This is a genomic window from Caballeronia sp. LjRoot29 (assembly GCF_964252755.1).
In the GTDB taxonomy this organism is placed as follows: Bacteria; Pseudomonadota; Gammaproteobacteria; order Burkholderiales; family Burkholderiaceae; genus Caballeronia.
In genome coordinates, this window is record NZ_CAXUPU020000047.1 from 35,783 (window position 1) to 54,502 (window position 18,720).

The 18,720-nt window shown below is 58.8% G+C and carries 21 protein-coding genes; 15 read left to right on the forward strand and 6 right to left on the reverse strand.

The genetic code is table 11. The features are described from left to right. The first annotated feature begins 52 nt into the window (after positions 1–52). From ACSQ83_RS32520 to ACSQ83_RS32540, 5 genes are all read left to right on the forward strand, one after another. The gene (locus ACSQ83_RS32520) at positions 53–952 is read left to right on the forward strand and encodes a phosphate/phosphite/phosphonate ABC transporter substrate-binding protein (RefSeq protein ID WP_436230941.1); all 900 of its coding nucleotides are present in this window, start codon (positions 53–55) and stop codon (positions 950–952) included. Further along, positions 949–1,794 (forward strand): phosphonate ABC transporter ATP-binding protein, encoded by an 846-nt coding sequence (locus ACSQ83_RS32525; RefSeq protein ID WP_436230942.1) that lies wholly within the window; start codon positions 949–951, stop codon positions 1,792–1,794. The genes ACSQ83_RS32520 and ACSQ83_RS32525 overlap by 4 nt, the downstream gene beginning before the upstream one ends. Continuing rightward, positions 1,791–2,591 carry a phosphonate ABC transporter, permease protein PhnE gene (gene phnE, locus ACSQ83_RS32530; RefSeq protein WP_414949797.1) on the forward strand — a complete coding sequence of 267 codons (801 nt, stop codon included), beginning with the start codon at positions 1,791–1,793 and terminating at the stop codon, positions 2,589–2,591. Before ACSQ83_RS32525 ends, phnE begins: the two co-directional genes overlap by 4 nt. A 98-nt stretch (positions 2,592–2,689) precedes the next feature. Next, entirely contained in the window at positions 2,690–3,346 is a 657-nt protein-coding gene (locus tag ACSQ83_RS32535) for an acetyltransferase (RefSeq protein WP_436230943.1), read from the forward strand. Positions 3,347–4,473: 1,127 nt separating this feature from the next. After that, complete coding sequence (locus tag ACSQ83_RS32540) at positions 4,474–5,505, forward strand: NADP-dependent oxidoreductase (protein ID WP_436230944.1); 1,032 nt, start codon at positions 4,474–4,476, stop codon at positions 5,503–5,505. Positions 5,506–5,569: 64 nt separating this feature from the next. Here the strand turns inward: ACSQ83_RS32540 and ACSQ83_RS32545 are convergent, their stop codons facing one another. Next, a complete protein-coding gene (locus tag ACSQ83_RS32545; protein ID WP_436230945.1) occupies positions 5,570–5,746 on the reverse strand; it encodes a hypothetical protein in 177 nt (58 codons plus the stop codon). 45 nt (positions 5,747–5,791) lie between these two features. Continuing rightward, positions 5,792–6,439 carry a GNAT family N-acetyltransferase gene (locus ACSQ83_RS32550; protein WP_436230946.1) on the reverse strand — a complete coding sequence of 216 codons (648 nt, stop codon included), beginning with the start codon at positions 6,437–6,439 and terminating at the stop codon, positions 5,792–5,794. Positions 6,440–6,603: 164 nt separating this feature from the next. Here ACSQ83_RS32550 and ACSQ83_RS32555 point away from each other — a divergent pair, with 164 nt between their 5' ends. Beyond that, positions 6,604–6,807 (forward strand): hypothetical protein, encoded by a 204-nt coding sequence (locus ACSQ83_RS32555; RefSeq protein ID WP_414949805.1) that lies wholly within the window; start codon positions 6,604–6,606, stop codon positions 6,805–6,807. A 7-nt stretch (positions 6,808–6,814) separates the two neighbouring features. On the opposite strand, the gene ACSQ83_RS32560 is transcribed toward ACSQ83_RS32555, so the two are convergent. Beyond that, the gene (locus ACSQ83_RS32560; RefSeq protein WP_436230947.1) at positions 6,815–7,729 is read right to left on the reverse strand and encodes a LysR family transcriptional regulator; all 915 of its coding nucleotides are present in this window, start codon (positions 7,727–7,729) and stop codon (positions 6,815–6,817) included. Positions 7,730–7,866: 137 nt separating this feature from the next. Here ACSQ83_RS32560 and ACSQ83_RS32565 point away from each other — a divergent pair, with 137 nt between their 5' ends. The 4 genes from ACSQ83_RS32565 (at position 7,867) to ACSQ83_RS32580 (ending at position 12,437) form a co-directional block, all read left to right on the forward strand. Further along, positions 7,867–8,832, forward strand: coding sequence for a quinone oxidoreductase family protein (locus tag ACSQ83_RS32565; RefSeq protein WP_436230948.1), 966 nt, complete (start codon positions 7,867–7,869; stop codon positions 8,830–8,832). 4 nt (positions 8,833–8,836) lie between these two features. Continuing rightward, positions 8,837–10,084: a multidrug effflux MFS transporter gene (locus ACSQ83_RS32570; protein WP_436230949.1), complete on the forward strand. Its 1,248-nt coding sequence runs from the start codon at positions 8,837–8,839 to the stop codon at positions 10,082–10,084. A gap of 277 nt (positions 10,085–10,361) precedes the next feature. Further along, positions 10,362–10,586, forward strand: coding sequence for a hypothetical protein (locus ACSQ83_RS32575; protein WP_414949809.1), 225 nt, complete (start codon positions 10,362–10,364; stop codon positions 10,584–10,586). 246 nt (positions 10,587–10,832) lie between these two features. Further along, positions 10,833–12,437, forward strand: a complete 1,605-nt coding sequence (locus ACSQ83_RS32580) for a peptide chain release factor 3 (RefSeq protein WP_414949811.1) — start codon at positions 10,833–10,835, stop codon at positions 12,435–12,437. A 421-nt stretch (positions 12,438–12,858) separates the two neighbouring features. Here ACSQ83_RS32580 and ACSQ83_RS32585 read toward each other — a convergent pair whose 3' ends face one another. Both ACSQ83_RS32585 and ACSQ83_RS32590 read right to left on the reverse strand, forming a co-directional pair. Then, on the reverse strand, positions 12,859–13,320 hold the full coding sequence (locus ACSQ83_RS32585) for a RidA family protein (RefSeq protein ID WP_414949967.1): 462 nt from the start codon (positions 13,318–13,320) through the stop codon (positions 12,859–12,861). 108 nt (positions 13,321–13,428) lie between these two features. Further along, complete coding sequence (locus tag ACSQ83_RS32590) at positions 13,429–14,241, reverse strand: transporter substrate-binding domain-containing protein (RefSeq protein WP_414970315.1); 813 nt, start codon at positions 14,239–14,241, stop codon at positions 13,429–13,431. Here ACSQ83_RS32590 and ACSQ83_RS32595 point away from each other — a divergent pair. Then, positions 14,240–14,416 (forward strand): hypothetical protein, encoded by a 177-nt coding sequence (locus ACSQ83_RS32595; protein ID WP_436230950.1) that lies wholly within the window; start codon positions 14,240–14,242, stop codon positions 14,414–14,416. The two genes, ACSQ83_RS32590 and ACSQ83_RS32595, sit on opposite strands and share 2 nt — an antisense overlap. 48 nt (positions 14,417–14,464) lie before the next feature. Here ACSQ83_RS32595 and ACSQ83_RS32600 read toward each other — a convergent pair whose 3' ends face one another. Next, a complete protein-coding gene (locus ACSQ83_RS32600) occupies positions 14,465–14,860 on the reverse strand; it encodes a GFA family protein (protein WP_436230951.1) in 396 nt (131 codons plus the stop codon). Between the two features lie 251 nt (positions 14,861–15,111). On the opposite strand from ACSQ83_RS32600, the gene ACSQ83_RS32605 reads away from it, so the two are divergent. From ACSQ83_RS32605 to ACSQ83_RS32620, 4 genes are all read left to right on the forward strand, one after another. Further along, entirely contained in the window at positions 15,112–16,185 is a 1,074-nt protein-coding gene (locus tag ACSQ83_RS32605) for an acyltransferase family protein (RefSeq protein WP_414970317.1), read from the forward strand. A 105-nt stretch (positions 16,186–16,290) separates the two neighbouring features. After that, positions 16,291–17,112 carry a helix-turn-helix transcriptional regulator gene (locus ACSQ83_RS32610; protein WP_414949815.1) on the forward strand — a complete coding sequence of 274 codons (822 nt, stop codon included), beginning with the start codon at positions 16,291–16,293 and terminating at the stop codon, positions 17,110–17,112. Between the two features lie 200 nt (positions 17,113–17,312). Continuing rightward, entirely contained in the window at positions 17,313–18,011 is a 699-nt protein-coding gene (locus ACSQ83_RS32615; RefSeq protein WP_436230953.1) for an AzlC family ABC transporter permease, read from the forward strand. After that, complete coding sequence (locus ACSQ83_RS32620; protein WP_414949816.1) at positions 18,008–18,325, forward strand: AzlD domain-containing protein; 318 nt, start codon at positions 18,008–18,010, stop codon at positions 18,323–18,325. The genes ACSQ83_RS32615 and ACSQ83_RS32620 overlap by 4 nt, the downstream gene beginning before the upstream one ends. Positions 18,326–18,720: the final 395 nt, after the last annotated feature.

Below are 18,720 nucleotides of genomic sequence, written 5' to 3' on the forward strand. Positions count from 1 at the left end.
AACCTTGAATTGCCGTTAGCCCGGCACTCGCGAAATTTCAGTTGAGGAAAATATGAAGGTATCCAAAGTTCTGGTTGCTGTGTCGTTGGCAGCAGGTCTCGTTTCCGCAACCGCCCACGCGGCCAGCGCCTGCCCGAATGACGGTGTGGTGCGCTTCGGCGTCGAGCCCTACGAATCAGCGCAACGCATGCTGCCGGTCTATACGGACCTCGCCAAGATGATCGGCGACAAGCTGGGCTGCACCGTTCAGCTTTATGTAGCGACCAGCTACAACGCTGAAATTGAGGCAATGCGGAGCAACAAGCTTGAGTTCGGCCAGTTCGGACCGCTCGGGTATGTGCTAGCCCACCAGGTCGCGCATGCGCAAGCCGTCGCCACGTTCGCGGGCGAGCAAGGCAAGCCGGCTACCTATTACGCTTCCATCGTCACGTGGCCGGGTTCGGGTGTCAAGACGCTGGCGGACGTCAAGGGCCGTTCGTTTGCCTACGCCGATCCGGCTTCCACGTCCGGGCACTTGTTTCCCGCGTTTGGCCTGAGCAAGAACGGCATTGATCCGGACAAGGGCGTGAAGGGGCTTTATGCAGGCAGTCACACTGCATCGTTCGAAGCGCTGCGCAACCATAAGGTCGACGTGGGCGAACTGAACAGCGAGGAAATCGAGAGCGCCAAGTTACACAATGAGTACGATCCTTCGGCCTACGTAACGTTGTGGAAGTCGCAACCCATCCCGCTCGATCCGTTGGCCGTGCGTGCCGACTTGCCTGCCGATTTCAAGGCTCGGCTCACCCGCGTGTTGAGCTCGCTTGATTTCCACGAGTTGCCGGAGGTGGATCAGAAGTTCCTGGCATCGAATGAAAACCCCGAACTGAAGACGGTGCCCCAGACGGACGCGGCCTACGATCAGATTCGCGACCTGGTCTCGACGCTCCACATCGACCTGGCGAAGCTGTGAATACCCCCTTCAGTACATCGCGTGATATTCCGCTGGGTCCGGCGGGGGCGTTTTCATCGATGGGTTCGACCAAGCCTGCCGTGCGCGCGGCCGGCGTCAGGTTGGCTGTCCGCGATCTGACCATGCGCTACGCGAACGGTCATACCGCGCTGCGCAGCCTGAATTTGTCGGTGAGCGCCGGCGAGATGGTGGTGGTGCTCGGCAGTAACGGCAGTGGCAAGTCGACCTTTATGAAGTGCGTGGTGGGACTAAACCGGCCCACTGCGGGCTCCGTGAAAGTCGCCGGTCGGGATCTGGCCACGCTGTCGGGCGAGTCCCTCAGGGAAGCGCGTTTGCCGCTCGCGCTTATTTCGCAGAGCGCGAATCTCGTCAAGCGACGCAGCGTCCTGGCGAACGTCTGCTGCGGAGCGCTGGGCCGTCACCGGACGCTGATGAGCGCGTTCGGGCGTCTGCCACGTGACGAGATTGAACCGGCAATGAGCTATCTGGACGAAGTCGGTTTGCTGCATCTGGCTCGCCAGCGAGCCGGCACGCTCTCGGGCGGACAGGCGCAGCGCGTGGCTGTTGCCCGTGCGCTGGCGCAGCGCCCGGACGTCTTGCTGGCGGACGAACCGGTTGCAAGCCTGGATCCCGAAGCCGCCGATGAGGTCATGCGGTTGCTGCGCCGCCTCGCCACTGAGGACGGTCTTGCGGTCGTATGTGTGCTGCATCAACCGGAACTCGCGGCGCGTTATGCGGACCGCTTGGTCGGACTGCGCGGCGGCCTGCTGGAATTCGACCGTCAGGCATCCGATGTTTCCAGTCAGCAGATCGCGGGTCTTTATCTCGCCGAGGCGTCATGAGCAAGGTCATGGAAATGCGCACCCCACCCGGTGCGCCGGGTGCACGCACGGCTTGGTCCGTGCTTGCCGCTCTCGTCTTGCTCGCGTTGTTTGTCCAGGCATGGATTGTTGTTCAGGCGAGGCCGCAGGACCTGATTACCGGCGCGCATGGCATGGCCGACATCATGTCGCGCGCCATGCCGCCCGCGTTCGATCAGTTCGTCCCGAATCTATGGCCCGTGCTTGAGACGATTGACCTTGCGATTTTCGGCACCGTGTTCGGGATACTGCTTGCGTTCCCGCTGGCGATTCTGGCGGCCGCGAATCTTACTCCGGCGCTGCCGCTTTACTACGCCGCGCGATCGATCATTGGCGTGACCCGGGCGGTACCGGATTTGGTGTGGGCGCTGTTGTTCGTTACCGCCGTTGGACTGGGGCCGTTCCCCGGCGCGCTCGCGCTGGCGGTGCACTCGGTCGGCATGCTGGGGCGGTTGTTTGCAGAAGTGATCGAAGACATGGATATGGGCCCTGTCGAAGCGCTGACGCTGACCGGCGCCGGCCGCGTGCAGGTGTTGGCTCACGCGGTGGTGCCGGGCGTGTTGCCTTCACTGCTTGGCATTGGTCTTTTCCGCTTCGATGAAAACCTGCGCTCGTCCCTCGTTCTAGGCTTCGTTGGCGCGGGCGGGATCGGGTTCCAGTTGTTGACCGCGATGAACCTGTTCCAGTATCAGACCGTGTCGTTCCTGTTGATCGCCACCTTCGTACTGGTCACATGTGCCGAACGCGGTTCCGCTTATTTACGCAAACTTTTCTTGTGAGCGTGGGGCGTCCGTTGACATCGATGCGCTTTGATATGCGTGGATGCGCGTCGATGTTCCGCGTCAGCTTTTCATCATTGAACCTCTGAGAATTTTTTATGCTGATTAATCATGGCGTCGGCGTCGATCCGTGGACGCTTGGCCAAACCTTATCGATAGAGCCCGAGATTCATCCGACAGCCGTGGTTCGTGCAAGCGACTTCGGGCGCTATACCTATTTAGGTCCGCGCAGCCAGGTGGCTGCATCGGTGATTGGCGATTACGGTTATGCGATGGGCGACAACCAGATTGCCCATGCACATATTGGCAAGTTCGCGAATATTGCTACAGGTGTTCGTATCAATCCGCCTAACCATCCAACGTGGCGCGCGACGCATCACCACTTTACTTATCGTTCATGGTCGTACGGTCTCTCGCTCGACGACGATACGGAGATTTTCCAATGGCGTGCGCAGGACAGGGTGGAGATGGGTCACGATGTGTGGATTGGCCACGATGCGATCGTCATGCCTGGGGTAAAGATTGGCACGGGGGCGGCCGTTGGTTCGGGCGCGGTCGTGACCAAGGACGTGCCGCCGTTCGCGATTGTTGTTGGCGTGCCTGCGCGTGTGCTGCGGTTTCGGGTTGAGGCTCGCACGGCGGAGCGCTTGCAGCAGATCGCGTGGTGGGATTGGGATGCTGAGCGGATCGACGCGGCATTGGCCGATTTTCGTTCGCTTAGCGCGGATGAGTTTGCTGAGAAATATGGTGGGTGATGGTTTTCGTTCGCACTTGGGGCGGGGGCGGTTGGGGTTGAGGAGGGTGGTTCTGCGTTAGCGGTCTGGTTCATTGCCGGGTTGCTGCTTTCCAGGTCTTCGCGGGTTTTATTCTGGCTAATTTCTTTATCACTATTAGCCACTGCGCGTGGCAGCGCGTCATTTCTTTTTCCAAAGCGAAAAAGAAACGAAGCAAAGAAAACGCTTTCACCGCTCTACCCTAAGTGTCCACAGCGTGCAGTTTTCATTCATTGGTGCCCCAAAAGCACGGTGCTCGCCAGAGCGGAGGATGTGTGAAACCCTCCTTCTCGCGAATCCTGACAGTAAAACGCTTCGCCCCGTACGCTCTCGGGCAAGCACCAGTGCCCCACAGACCTATACGGCCTCACGCGTACTCTCGGCAGACAGCGACACGACACGGCACCGCCCGCGCTCTCGGGCAAACACGATTTTCCATGGGACCTTAACGACCTCCCGCGCATCTAATGCTTCGGTTCTTCGTGCGCTAGCTGCCTGGTCTGCGCAGTCATATCCGTGAATCACCGCTTGTGTACTACCGCTTCAGATTTTGGTGAACCGGTTAGTCGGCTGTCGTTATTTCGTCGGTTACGGTCTTATGCAATTTGGTCGCCTCGTTTTGAGGAGGGATGGCGGCGTGGTTCATCGTGCGTACCAATTGGCGGCTGGTTCTAGGCGGATAGCGCGGGGTGCTCTTCGGGCAGGTTCAATCACTGGTGGCGAAGCGTGGGGTATCTGCGTTCGGAGAAAGAGGGGTTCACACATCCGTGGCTCTTGCGAGCACCATTCTTTTGGGGCACCCATGAATGGGACTGCACGCTGTGGACACTTAGGGTAGAGCTGTTAAAAGCGTTTTCTTTGCTTCGTTTCTTTGTCGCTAAGGACCAAGAAATGACGCGCCGCCACGCGCAGTGGCTAATAGTGATAAAGAAAATAGCAATATAAAACGCGCGAAGACCTGGAAAGCAGCAACCCGGCATTGAATCCGACCGCTAACGCGAGAACCTAGCCAACCGACATCGCCTCGTCCCCCTCGCCCGCACATCAAAGCGCAATCCCGCAAGCCCGTATATGCTGAGTTCCCCCGCGATTGATCCAGGAGAAACCGCATGACCTCACCTACTGCCCGACAAATCGTGTTGGCATCACGTCCCACTGGCGGTCGCGCCGCGCTCTCCGATTTCCGTTTGGAGGACGTGCCCATGCCGGTTCCAACGAAAGGCCAAGTGCTGCTGCGCGTCGACTATCTATCGCTCGATCCGTACATGCGCGGCCGCATGAACGACGCACGGTCTTACGCAAAACCCGCGCAGATCGGCGAAGCGATGCCCGGCGAGAGCGTGGCCACGGTCATCGAATCCAACAATACAACGCTTCCGGCCAGCACCCGGGTGCTCGTGACAGCAGGCTGGGTCAGCCATGCAGTAGCCGATGCCCACGACCTGACTCCCCTGTCCGCAGACGGCATTGCAACACGCGCCTATCTCGGTGTGCTCGGCATGCCGGGCTTCACGGCTTACGCCGGCATGGCGGCAATCGGCAAACCGAAGTCCGGCGAGACGGTAGTGGTCGGCGCGGCGAGCGGGCCGGTGGGATCGCTTGTCGGTCAGCTCGGCAAGATCGCCGGCGCGCGCGTGGTCGGCATTGCCGGCGGCGCGAAGAAGTGCGCCTATGTAGTCGATGAACTCGGTTTCGATGCCGCCATCGACCATCGCGCGCCCGACTTCGCCGATCAGTTGGCGAACGCGTGTCCCAAAGGTATCGACGTGTATTTCGAGAACATAGGCGGCGCGGTGTGGAAGGCTGCGCTGCCTCTGCTCAACCAATACGGCCGCGTTCCGGTCTGCGGATTGATGGCGCAAACATCGGGTAACACTGCTGGCGCCGACGATGGCCTCGCCGCAACCATGCGCGCAATCTTGACGCGCAGCCTGACGGTGCGCGGTTATATCAACTACGAGTTTTTGCCTGCCTATCGGGATGCTTTCCTGCGCGATGTCGGCGGTTATTTGCGGGCAGGTCAGGTAAAGCATCTGGAGGACGTCACCGTAGGGCTAGGGAACGCACCGCAGGCTTTCCTCGATATGATCGATGGCCGCAATTTCGGCAAGGTGCTGGTGCAGGTGTCCGGGGACGCATAATTCACAGGGGTACGAACAAGTCATGAACAATAGATAGGTCACAAAAACCTGTCGGATCGGCAACTCACACGCTATTCGTATCCCCGATGAACTCGCCCGCGATCGCACCGGATTGGACGTTGAGATTGAGCGCGAAGGTGACGAACTGATCATCCTGCCGGTGCGGCGATCGCTGGCTGGCGTGCTCGAAAATTTCGCGAGATTCGCGCCGGATTTCACGGTCGACACTCGCGATGAGCACGAGCAGGCTGACCGCAAAGTGTGCAGGACGTGATACTTGCCTCGCTCAATCCTTCGGATTCACCAGCGAGGTCAGTACGTGATCCGCCCATTGCCCATCGATCTTGAGATACGCCTTGGCGAGTCCTTCATGCTCGAACCCAAGGCTGGTTAACAGGCGCCCGCTGCGATCATTTTCCGGCCTGTAACTCGCCATGACCCGATGCAGCCGGTATGCATCGAAGATAAAACCCAGCGCCGCAACGAGCGCCTCGCGCATCAGCCCGCGTCCCTCGTAATGCTGATCGATCGAATAGCCGAGATGACATGCCTGAAACGATCCCCGCACGATGTTCGTGAAATGGCAGTCGCCAATCAGCACGTCGCGGCGTTCGCTCGTAAAAATCAGCAGATGCAATGCGGTGCCGGCCGTCATCGCACTTTCCATTAATGCCATGCGTTCATTCGCGGCTTGTATCGTGAAGAAAGCGTCTTCGCGCAACGGTTCCCAGCGGTCCAGGTGCGCGCGATTGGCAAGCCGGTAGATCAGCAACGCGCCGGTGTACTGACTGCCGGCGGGTCGCAGCACCACACGCTCCGTTTTCAAGCCCTCCGGCGGGAATTGCGCCATCGCGCGATGCTCGGCTTCGATTGCCATCAGCAGTATTACCCCTTCCTGAAACGTGAATACAACGACGAGCCAACAACGATACATCGACGAATTAACGCCGGCATTTCGTGTGATGAAAAGAGGCAATATTTTCCTGATCAGCGCGTCGGCGGATGTCGTTTTCTATCATCGGCGCCCAATTTTGGCTGGCAAAAAGTAGGTGAAAACCCTTATAATCGCGAAATTAAAGATTCTAGGAAACTTTGGAAATGTCCCGCCGCTTCTTCATTGCCGAGCGCATCGCTTTTGCGTTGCTGACCCTGTCCGCCGTTGCGGACGCTGGCTTTATCAGCTACGAAAAGAGCCCGAATTTCAGGGATAACATTCATGAAATCGTTCGTGTAAGCAAAGAGGTTTCGCTCATGTATCCGGCAACCGGTAATGACCCGTGGATGCCCCTGGCTTCGAACTGATTTCCAGCTAACGCACGCCTGCCGCCGGGCTTTTCACGCGAAGCGTTTCCTGTACGAAATCCAGAAAGACCCGTACTCGCGGCGACAAATGCCGCCGGCTCGCAAACACCGCATATAACTCAATTTCATCGCAGTGGTAAGGGGCGAGGCACTCAATCAGCCGGCCCGCGAGTAAATCGTCTTCTATATCCCATAGCGCCTTCAGCGCAAGGCCACGGCCCTTGAGCGCCCAGTCGTGGAGCACTTCGCCGCTCGCGGTCGAGAGTGTGCCGCGGACCTGGATCTCACGGCGCCGGCCATCTTCCACGAATAACCATTTGTCGAAAACACGCTGCCCGCGCACGAGCCGCAGGCAATCGTGCATGGCGAGATCGGCAAGCGTTTTCGGCATGCCGTTCCGCGCCAGATACGCCGGCGCCGCGCACACAATGCGCCGGCTCGACAGCAGTTTCTTCGCTATCACACCGGTATCCGCCGGCAAGCCGATACGCAACGCGACGTCGAGATTGTCGTCGATCACATCCAGCCCGATATCGGACAGTACAAGCCGAACCTCGACCTCCGGATAACGATCCGAGAACGCTTCGATCAGCGGCGCGATCTGCTTGCGCCCAATCTCCGATGGCGCGCCGATACACAACAAACCCTGCGGCACGCGCGCCTGAGCGCTGATCTCGGCCTCGGCGTCGTCCACTGCCTGCAAGATGGCGAGCGCGCGCTCGTGAAACAGCGCGCCTTCCACCGTCAGGTCGAAGCGTCGCGACGTCCGCGTGACAAGGCGCACGCCCAGCCGCTTCTCCATCGCGGCCAGCCGCCGGCTCATGGCGGCAGTCGATCCATCGGTCTGGCGCGCGGCCGCCGAAAGGCTGCCGGCGTCCACCATCTGTGCGAACAGGCGCAGGTCGTTGACTTCATCGGGCATGGATTGGGTCCCTCTTGAATTCGTCCATTTTTCCAGTTCATCTTTCCACTTGGCGCAACGATTCTATGTGGATCGATGTCTTTTCGCCAAGGTCGGACGCGGCAATAATGCGGACATGACAACGGAGGAATCCAATCATGAAAGCACTACGCTTCAATCAGCACGGCGATCCATCGGTTCTCTTCTCCGGCGATTTGCCCACGCCCGCGCCGTCCGGCGATGAAGCCGTCGTCCAGGTATTCGCGGCATCGATCAATCCGAGCGACGTAAAGAACGTGGCAGGGCGCATGAGCCAGACCACGCTGCCGCGTACGCCCGGTCGCGACTATGCGGGCGTCGTCATCGCCGGTCCTGCCGAGTGGCTGGGCGCCGAAGTGTGGGGCTCAGGCGGCGACGTGGGTTTCACACGCGACGGGACGCATGCGGAACACGTGGTCGTGCCCGTTGCGAGCCTGGGCCGCAAGCCGGTCAACCTGACGTTCGAGGAAGCATCGGCGATTGGCGTGAATTTCATCACTGCGTGGTGCGCCGTGGTCGAGGCGGCGCAGTTGCAGGCCGGCGAGAGCGTGGTGATCATCGGAGTGGGCGGCGTGGGCGGAGCGGCATCGCAGATCGCGAAACGGATCGGCGCGAAGGTGGTGGGCGTGGCGCGCGGAGCGGCCGCGACGAGTCCCTACGTGGATGCAATGGTGGACTCGCAAGCCCCCGATGCCATCGCGCGCATTCGTGAAGCGACGGACGGCGGCGCGGCGGTCGTATTCGATACCGTCGGCGGATCGATGTTCGAAACTGCCTTGCATATGCTGAAGGTCGGCGGACGGCTGGTGGAGATATCGGCGTCGGATCGTCGCGAAGTCACCTTCAACCTCGCGGATTTCTATCACAACGAAAGCCGTCTGATTGGTGTCGATACCTTGAAGCGCGACCTGGTTGCGTCCGCGAAAATGCTGGAAGCGCTGCGTCCCGGTTTCGAAGATGGCAGCTACAAGGCGCCGGTAGTCGCGCAGACCTTCGCGCTGGAAGATGCACAAGCGGCCTACCAGGCGGTGGCGGCAGGAACGAAAGGCCGCGTGGTGCTGACACCGCAAGCTAAGCGGAGCTGACGTGATGCAACGCTGGCGACTCGCGCCGCAATCCATCCTGTTCGCTGTTTTTCTCGGCGCGCTGGCTGCATTGCCGCCTATTTCCATCGATATGGCGTTGCCCGCGCTCGTCGATATTGCGAGCACGTTGCATGCGAGCGCGAGTCAGGCCGGGCTCACGCTGAGTCTGTTCACGGCAGGTTTCGCGGTGGGTCCGATCGTCTACGGCCCTCTTTCCGATGCAAAAGGCCGCAAGCCTACGCTCCTGCTCGGCCTCGCGCTGTTCACGGCCGGCGGGATTGTTTCGGCGGCGGCACCCAGCATTGGCGTGTTGCTTGGCGCGCGATTAGTGCAGGGCATTGGGGCGGGCGCGGGGATGACGGTGGCGCTCGCGATCGTGCGCGACCTGTTCGAAGGCAACGCGATGCAGCACCGTCTCGCGGCCATCACCGTAGTGGCGAACGTTGCGCCGATTGTGGCACCTTCTATTGGCGTCGGCCTGCTGGCGGCAATTCAGTGGCGAGGGATCTACGGCGTCATGGCGGTCTGCGGACTGGTGGCCGGACTCGCTACGTGGGCTGCCCTGACGGAATCCGCGCCGCAGCGCAGCGGCAGCTTCGCGATGTCCGGGCTCCGCGATGGGTACAGGCGCGTGCTGACACATCGCGCGGTGCTGGGGCACATCCTCATCAACGGTTTTGGGTTTGGCTGGATGTTCGCGTACGTCGCGGGCTCGCCGCTTGTGCTGCTGCATATCCTGCACGTCAGGCCAATCATCTATGCCGCGATGTTCGCCATGACCGGCGCCGGTATTGTCGCGGGTGCAACGGTGAATGGTTTTATCGCTGCGCGCGGTTTTGAATCGCGGCGCATTCTCGCGACCGCTATTTGCACGACACTCGTCGCGACACTCGGGTTGATTGCGCTGAGCGTATTGCATCGCGCGTCGTTGCTCACCATCATGCCCTTGCTCGTGGCCAGTACTTTTTGCTTCGGGCTCGCGGCTCCCAGTGCTGCACGCGGCGCGCTCGATCCCGTTCCCGAGTTGGCGGGCGTGGCGGGCGGCTTGCTGACATCCATACAGATGCTGTGTGGCGCGGCGTCGAGCTCATTCGTCGCGTTGCTGTTTCCGGTACTCGGCATTTTTTCGATGAGCGGCGTGATGATCGCCTGCGCGTTACTTGCAGGAATGGTCTGGATCTGGCTCGGGCAGCGCGGCGGAGTCGAGACACCTTCTAATGTCGCCGATGCAAACTCGACTTCGGCAATTTAAGCGTGATGAGACGCGGGTCGAGTGAGCGGCCCAATGATTGTCAAATAAGGTTATGTACTGGCGCTGAATTTCACGCAGTGGAATATACGGGGTACAGGGTGCATCTAAATGCGTTAACGCGTGGAATCCTTTGCACGAAAAATTATTTGGCTGCAGTCAGTTTTTCTTTGAGTTCGTGTCAACACACTTCGCGATGAGACGTTAAACGGGTACACGCGACGTCGTCGCCGCGTTGTCGATAACAAACCTCGACATCAACCTCAAGGATCTTACTGCCATGAAAAAGCAACTCGTTGCCGCGACGCTCGTCGCTTTGTTCTCCGCTGGTGCATTCGCGCAAGCTTCGGCACCTGCTCCGGCAGCTGCCATGGCTCCGGCTGCTACGGCTGCCGATGCAACACCGGCTAGCGGCACGCACAAGGCCAAGAAGCATCACCACAAGAAGCATCACAAGAACACGACCGCGACTACGACGATCCCGTCGTCGGCACCGAAGCCCTAAGCTTTAAGCCCTGGGCTTCAAGCTTCAAGCTTTAAGGTTCTTGCCCGGCTTCAGGTTTTAGCGGTTTGAGAAAGGCCCCGATCCAATCGGGGCCTTTCTTGTTTGTGCAAGCGTGCCCGGCCGTGGCCCCGGCCCGGCCACGAGTGGACCCCCCCTCGTGTATCATCCACACCACGCGGCTTTTTCGGGCCGTTTTCGGGCCAGTCCCGCCCGAATGCTCACCCCCACAGCTCTTTTCCAGTACAGATGTCACTCTCCGAACTCAAACGGCGCCGCACCTTCGCGGTCATATCCCACCCTGACGCGGGCAAGACCACGCTGACCGAAAAGCTGTTGCTATTTTCGGGCGCGATCCAGATTGCAGGCACCGTGAAGGGGCGCAAGAGCAGCCGCTATGCAACGTCGGACTGGATGGAAATCGAAAAGCAGCGCGGTATTTCGGTCGCGAGTTCGGTCATGCAGTTTGAATATGGCGATTGTGTCATTAACCTGCTCGATACGCCGGGCCACGAAGACTTCTCTGAAGATACGTATCGTGTGTTAACGGCAGTCGATGCTGCCGTGATGGTGATCGACGGCGCCAACGGTGTTGAAGCGCAGACGCTCAAGCTGCTTGAGGTCTGCCGCAGCCGCCGCACGCCAATTCTCACGTTCATTAACAAGCTTGACCGGGAAGTACGTCAACCGCTTGATCTGCTCGATGAAATTGAACAGCACCTGGGTGTGGCGGCCGTGCCGTTCACCTGGCCTATTGGCATGGGCAAGGAATTCCAGGGCGTCTACGACATTGCGCACGATCAGGTGCGCGTATTTCGCGCGGGACAAGATACTGCCGGCGGTGCGGTTGAAACCGTGCGTGCGCTCGATGATGCTGACGGTGAACGTCGCTTTGGTCCGAGCTGGGCGCGCGCGAAAGAAGAAATCGATTTGATCACGGGCGCTACGCCTGCGTTTGATCGCGCCAAGTTTCTCGCCGGAGAACAATCGCCGGTGTTGTTTGGATCGGCGATTAACAACTTCGGCGTGAAGGAAATTCTGGACGCGCTGGTTGAGCTTGCGCCGCCGCCATCGATGCGGATGTCTGTCCAACGTCCGGTGTTGCCGGAAGAGCCGCGCTTTACCGGTGTGGTGTTCAAGGTGCAGGCGAACATGGATCTGGCGCACCGTGACCGCGTGGCGTTTATTCGTGTGTGCTCGGGACACTTCGAGCGCGGCATGGCGTTGAAGGTGACGCGCACCAATAAGACTTTCCGCGCGAATAACGTGGTGACGTTCCTGTCGCAACGTCGTGAGACCGTGAGTGAAGCGTTCCCGGGCGATATCATCGGCATTCCGAATCATGGGACGCTGAGCCTTGGCGACACGTTGACGGAAGGTGAGCTGTTGCAGTTCGTGGGCTTGCCGTTTTTTGCGCCGGAAATTTTCCAGACGGTGGAAGTGGTGGACCCGATCCGCGCGAAGCAGTTGGGTGAAGCGCTGCGGCAACTTGGCGATGAGGGCGCGATTCAAGTGTTCCGACCGGTGCTTGGCGGCTCGACCATTCTGGGCGCGGTCGGGCAGTTGCAGTTCGAGGTGGTGTCGCACCGGTTATCGGCGGAATACAAGGTGGATGTGCGGATCATGCCGGCGCGGTATCGGATGTCGCGATGGGTGACGTGTGACGACGCTGCTGAACTGCGCCGTTTCACCGATGCATATTCGGCGCGTATTGCGTTGGATGCGTCGAATGCGCCGACGTATCTTGCTTCGCATGTATCGGAAATTGATGTGGCGAAGAAGGCATGGCCGAAGATCGTTTTCAATGAGCTGCGTGAGCACTCGGGCGCGCCGTTCCAGAAGTCGATCTTATAAGGGCAGGCGCCAGGAAGGGTTTGCGACGAAGTGCGGCGGACCTGCCAATTTAGCGGCAGGTTGTTCGCGGATAGCGCGGTGTGCCCTTCGGGCAGGTTCAATCGCTTGTGGCGAAGCGTGTGGGTATCCGTGTTCGGAGAAGGAGGGGTTCACACATCCGTGGCTCTGGCGAGCACCGTGCTTTTCGGGTACCAATGAATGAAAACCGCACGCTGTGGACACTTAATTTTTAGAGAGTTGAAAGCGTTTTCTTTGCTTCGTTTCTTTGTCGCTTTGGACAAAGAAATGACGTGCCGCCACGCACAGTGGCTAATAGTGATAAAGAAAATAGCTAACACTAAACGCGCACTAAACGCGCGAAGACCTGGAAAGCAGCAACCCGGCACTGAACCAGACCGCTCCCCTCTAATACCTCGAACCACTAGCGTTTAAGCTGAAAAACGCTATCGATTTCCACGGGAATGCCCATCGGCAGAGTAAAAACACCTATCGCACTTCTCGCCGGCAGCCGATCCGGTCCAAAAAGAGCTAGCAACAAATCACTCGCCCCATCGGCGACCTTAGGATGCGCTGTGAACCCGCTCTCTGCGCGAACATAAACCGTCAGCCGCGCGCAGCGTTCAACGTTCTCCAGCCCGCAAGCTTCCTCGACACAAGCAAGAATCAGCAGCATGGTCCGCTGCGCTGCTTCCTGCGCGTCAGCGATCGAGAAGTCATCGCCGACAATTCCGACAACCGGTTTACCGTCCTTAAACGGGCCCAGGCCTGAAACAAAAAGCTGGTCACCCAGGGTCACGGTCGTCCGATACGATCCGAGCGGATTAATTGGCGCGGGCAATTGAAGGCCAAGCTGCGCTAAGCGGATCTGAATATCGTTGTCCATGGCAATCAAAAAAACGTTAGTGAGAAGCAGCAAGTATGTACGCTGTTTCATTTCCGCGTGATGATCGGCACTTAACAACCTGCCAGCTATAGCCAAGACAGCAAAAACTCAATCCACACTCTGCACCATCTTCTGCGGCAGTGGCACATGCAGCCACTTCTCCACGATGCCATTCAACTCACCGTCTTTCTTCGCTTCAGTCAGGATTGCATCGACCTTTGCCATCAGCTTCGGCTCGTTCTTGTTCAACCCGACATGACATGCCGATTCGTGGATCACATACTTGAGCGCGGGTTTATTCGGCGCCGACGCCGGCAAAGTCGCCGCAATCTTGTTCGCCACGAAATCACCCGTTCCTACCAACGGAACCTGACCTGCGAGGTAGGCGGAGATCATGCCGCTGTTGTCCTCGAAGCGCTTGATCGTGGTGGACGGCGGCACGCTCTTCGTGAGCATCAGGTCTTCGAACGTGCCGCGGGCGACGCCCACCGTCTTCCCAGCCATGTCAGCCGGGCCGTCGATTTTTATATTCGCGGGACCGTACACGCTATTGTTGTAAGGCGAATACGACTGCGAGAAGTCGATGACCTTGTCGCGCTCCGCATCGCGGCCCAGCGTCGAAATGACCAGATCGACCTTGTTCGTCTGCAGGTACGGAATCCGGTTTGCGCTCGTGACCGGCACGAGTTCCAGCTTGGCGCCGAGTTTCTTCGCAAGCAGCCCGGACACGTCGATATCCAGCCCTTCCAGTTGCATGCTCGGTCCGACCGATCCAAACGGCGCGAAATCCTGTGGCACGGCGACACGCAGTACACCGCGCTTCGCGATGTCATCCAGTGCTTCCGCGTGGGCCGGCGTCAGACGTGCAAGCGCGCTGAGTGCGACTAGACCTAACGTCATCAACAACTTCGAAGTTTTCATGTTTCCCCTGAAACGTGGTGTGGTCTGGCAACGTCGATCGTTTTTTAACTTGCCGGCGGCGGGAGGCGAAAGCGGCTGGCGCGCGGCATCGCAAAGTCTATTAGCAAGTCTTTTGTTTTCTAAACGATTCAAAATTCACGCGCTGCGCGATATCCAGGAACACGGGCGTGAGTGACTTTCAAATGGGGCGGCGTACACGTACGCGCTGCGTTCCGTTACTCGTTCAGGTCGGCTTTGACCCGGAATACGTATCGAGGCCATCGGCGAAGTGAATCCACGGCAACTGCTCTGCCGTGTGCGTGTGATCGTCTGGCCCGACGGTTTCAGGCGCATTCAGGCTGCAGGTTGCAATGTCGAGCTCGTCCGACAGTTCCGCGTGCTGGTAGGTCAAATGAGTGCCGCAATTCGGACAGAACGTTCGGACGACCTTTGCGCTGGATGGAAAGCGCCGGGGTGTTCCCGCTACAAAACGAAATCCGGCAGACGGCGTGCTGAACCACGCGACAACCGGCGCCGCCGCAATACTCCGGCAGTCGGCGCAATGGCAAAGTGTGGAATAAAAGGGAAGTTCCTGTACCTCATAGCGCACCCTACCGCAGTAGCAACCGCCTTTAAGCATGGTGGTTCTGCGAACGAATTAACTCGATAGTATGGTAATGAAAATGAAAGAAAATGACTGGATGAATCCAGTGGATCGATTCAATTAATCGCGTTATCACAACCTGAAACCGTTCATTCCCGTTGACAAACCCTCCAACGAATTATTTTCTAATATTTTCTCGGCTCGACGACTCAAACGGATATTTTTCCTCATCCGGATTGCATTTTTTTCACCCTACACTGAGCGCTCGATAATGACGGTCCGACACTATGAGCGCCATAAAATCCACCCGGTTCGATTTGCTCGACGGCTTGCGAGGTGTGGCTGCAATCGCCGTCATGCTTCACCACTACACGCAACACACCGGCTGGGACTGGTTCGGCGGGGCATGGGTGGCAGTCGACCTGTTCTTCGTGCTGTCCGGTTTCGTGATCGCGCATAGTTACAGCAAGAAGATCCTGAACGGCATGTCGTTTCGCGAGTTCGCCTTCGTCCGGCTTGTCCGGCTAGCGCCTCTCTACCTGCTGGGGCTGGCGCTCGGCGTGTGCGCCGTGTTGCTATCGATGGCAAAAACCGGCACGCCGCAAATATCCGGCACGCAGCTCGCGACAGCCACCGTGCTGGGCGCGGCTTGGCTGCCTTACTTCAATAATATCGGCTGGCCTTTTGGCACGGACTCAATCGTAGGTGCGACGTTTCCGTTGAACGATCCGTCGTGGTCGTTATTCTTCGAGTTATTCGTCAACGTCGTTTTTGCTGCGTACCTGTACAAATTCCGCAAACTGCCGAACGCCAAATATTCGCTGCTTGCATTCATTGCGTTTATTGCCTGCACCGTAATCTTTCGGCAAATCAATCCGGGCTGGCGGGCAGAAAGTTTCCTGCTGGGATTCCCGCGCGTTATTGCCGAATTCTTCGCCGGTGTATTGATCTTTTCGGCTGGGCTCCAGTTTAAAAAGCCGCACTTCTTATTCACTGCGGTGATCACGATCGCAGCGCTGGCGTGCTTCGCGATTGGCAGTCCCAAGGTGGCATTCGTTAATTCGCTGACGCTGGTTCCTTTGTCCGTGGCGCTGCTATGTTCGGTGTCAATTGAAGGCATTGGCAAGGGGATCTGCAAGGTGCTGGGCGAACTTTCGTATCCGCTCTATGTGATCCATTTCCCGATTTATCGCCTGGTGTTCGAATCGTTCGATATCCGGGTACTGAACCCTGTCGTCCAGACGCTGGTCGTGGCGGGCATCTCGATTGTGTTGGCCTTGTTGCTCGCGCGTGCGGATCAGGAGCTCAGGAGGAAGCTGACGAGTTTCATCAAGACCAAGACGTCGGCCGCCGCGGTCTGATCGAGCCGTCTTTAAGCGTGAGGAAAAATCAGCAGATTATTCAAGATCCGCTGAAAACGTGGCCCGGGCTAAACTTGCGGTTTCCTTCCACGGCATCGTAAAGCCATGATCGCCTCCCGTTTCAGCAATTCCGCGCGCTATTGGCGCTCGCCGCTCGTGCCCGGCGCGGAAATGCTCACGGCCGAGTATTACGACCATACGTTCACCCCCCATTGGCACGACGCGTACACCATTCCGGTCATTGAAGCGGGCGCGGAGCAGTACGACTACCGTGGGTCGAATTTCGTGGCGGAAGCCGGCTCGGTGCCCGTGATCAATCCGGGGGAGCTGCATACCGGCGCGCGGGCGGTGGACCTGGGCTGGCGGTATCGCGTGTTTTATCTGCCGGTCGATTTCGTGCAGGCTGTCGCTGACGAAGTGGCTGGCAGCGTCCAGCCAATGCCATGGTTTTCCGCCGATGTCATCCGCGACCCCGATCTCGCCCATCGCGTGCAGATCGCGCATCAAGCCATGGAAGCCAACCTGGATGCGCTCGGCGCGGAGCATGCGTTGCTCGACGCGGTATCCACGCTGCTTGCGCGTCACGCCGGACAACGGCCGCTCGCGCAGCGCATGCATCAGGACTCGGTGCGCGTGAATACGATGAAAGCCTGCCTGACCGATGACCTGACCGAGCCGTTATCGCTTGCCGAGCTGGCGCAGACCGTGGGTCTCTCGACCTTCCACGCCGCGCGCTTGTTCACGCGCGAGACCGGGCTCGCCCCTCACGCGTGGCGCAACCAGATGCGCGTCAATCGCGCACTCGATGCATTGCGTGCGGGCGTTCCAGTCACGGACGTGGCGGCGGCGAGCGGTTTCACCGACCAGAGCCATTTCACGCGGCACTTCAAGAAGACCTTCGGTGTATCGCCCGGACGCTGGCGCTAGCGCCAGCGTGTCTCCACACGCCGCAGGTCCCGCATATAACCGGACCGCAAGAACGTACAAGCGTATCTAGGCGGCGCGTTCTATCCTCGCTATCAACGGAGGAGACATTGAACTCAACGCATCAAGGCCATCAGGCTCATCAAGACCATCGGCCGGGTAATCTCGCCGAATTCGGCGCAGGCGCACGCGACACCATTCCCATGATGGTCGGCGCCGCGCCGTTTGGCGTGATCTTCGGCACGCTCGCCGCCACCGGTCCGCTGCATGCGTGGTCGGTACAGTTCATGTCGCTTGCGGTATTTGCCGGCTCGGCGCAATTCATCGCGCTTGGGTTGATCGCCGGTCATGCGAGTTTTGCGGTGATCTGGGCAACCACGTTTATCGTCAATCTGCGTCATGTCTTGTACTCAGCGACGCTTGCGCCCTACGTCGCGCACTTGCCTGCGCGCTGGCGCTGGACGCTCGGCGCGTTCATGACCGATGAAGTATTTGCCGTCTCCTACGCGCATTACCAGCGCCGCGCGCCGGGCGAAACCGGGCCGTATTACTTCCTGGGCTCGGGCGTTTCCATGTATGTGAACTGGCAGATATGGACCGTCGCCGGACTGCTGTTCGGTTCGGCGTTTCCGGGTCTTCAGTCGAAGGGCCTGGACTTTGCGATGGTCGCCACGTTCATTGCGATCATCGTGCCGCAGCTTGTTGCGTTGCGTTTTGTGGCTGCTGCGCTGGCCGCTGGCGTGTTGTCGTTTGCGTGGAATGATTGGCCTTACAAGCTTGGTTTGCTTGCGGCAGTGGTGGTGGGCGTGGCGGTGGGCATGCTGCTGTCGATGCGTGCAAAAGATTCTGCTAACTCCACCGAATCCAAGCAACGTTCCGGGGAAATGGAGCGCGCTGAATGAAATACGTTCTTTTGATCGTGGGGATGGCGGTGATTACCTATGGCATCCGTTCTGCGGTTTTTGTTTTTGGCGAGCGCCTGAGCTTTCCACCCATTGTGCGGATGGCGCTTAACTTCGTGCCGGTGACGGTGCTGACGGCAATCATCGTGCCGATGACGATTGCGCCGCATGGCGGTGCTGCCGAACTCACCTGGCGAAATTCGCAATTGATCGCGGCGTTGGTCGCTGTGGTTGTGTGTGGGATTACGCGTAAGCCTCTGCTGACTATTGCGGTTTCGTTAGCCGTGTTCTTTGGCTGGCAAATGATTGGTTAGGTTTTTGTTCGCACGGGGTTAGCGGTTGGGGTTGCGCGGGTTTCTGGCGTTAGGGGGCCGGGTCAAGTGGTGGGTTGTGCGGGTTCTGCGTTAGCGGTCGGAGTCTATACCGGGTTGCTGCTTTCCAGGTCTTCGCGCGTTTAGTGTTGGATGTTTTCTTTATCACTATTAGCCACTGCGCGTGGCAGCGCGTCATTTCTTTGTCCAAAGCGACAAAGAAACGAAGCAAAGAAAACGCTTTCAACTCTCTAAAAATTAAGTGTCCACAGCGTGCAGTTTTGATTCATTGGTACCCGAAAAGCACGGTGCTCGCTAGAACCACCGATGTTTGAACCCCTCCTTCTCGCGAATCCTGACAGTAAAACGCTTCGCCCCGTACGCTCTCGGGCAAGCAC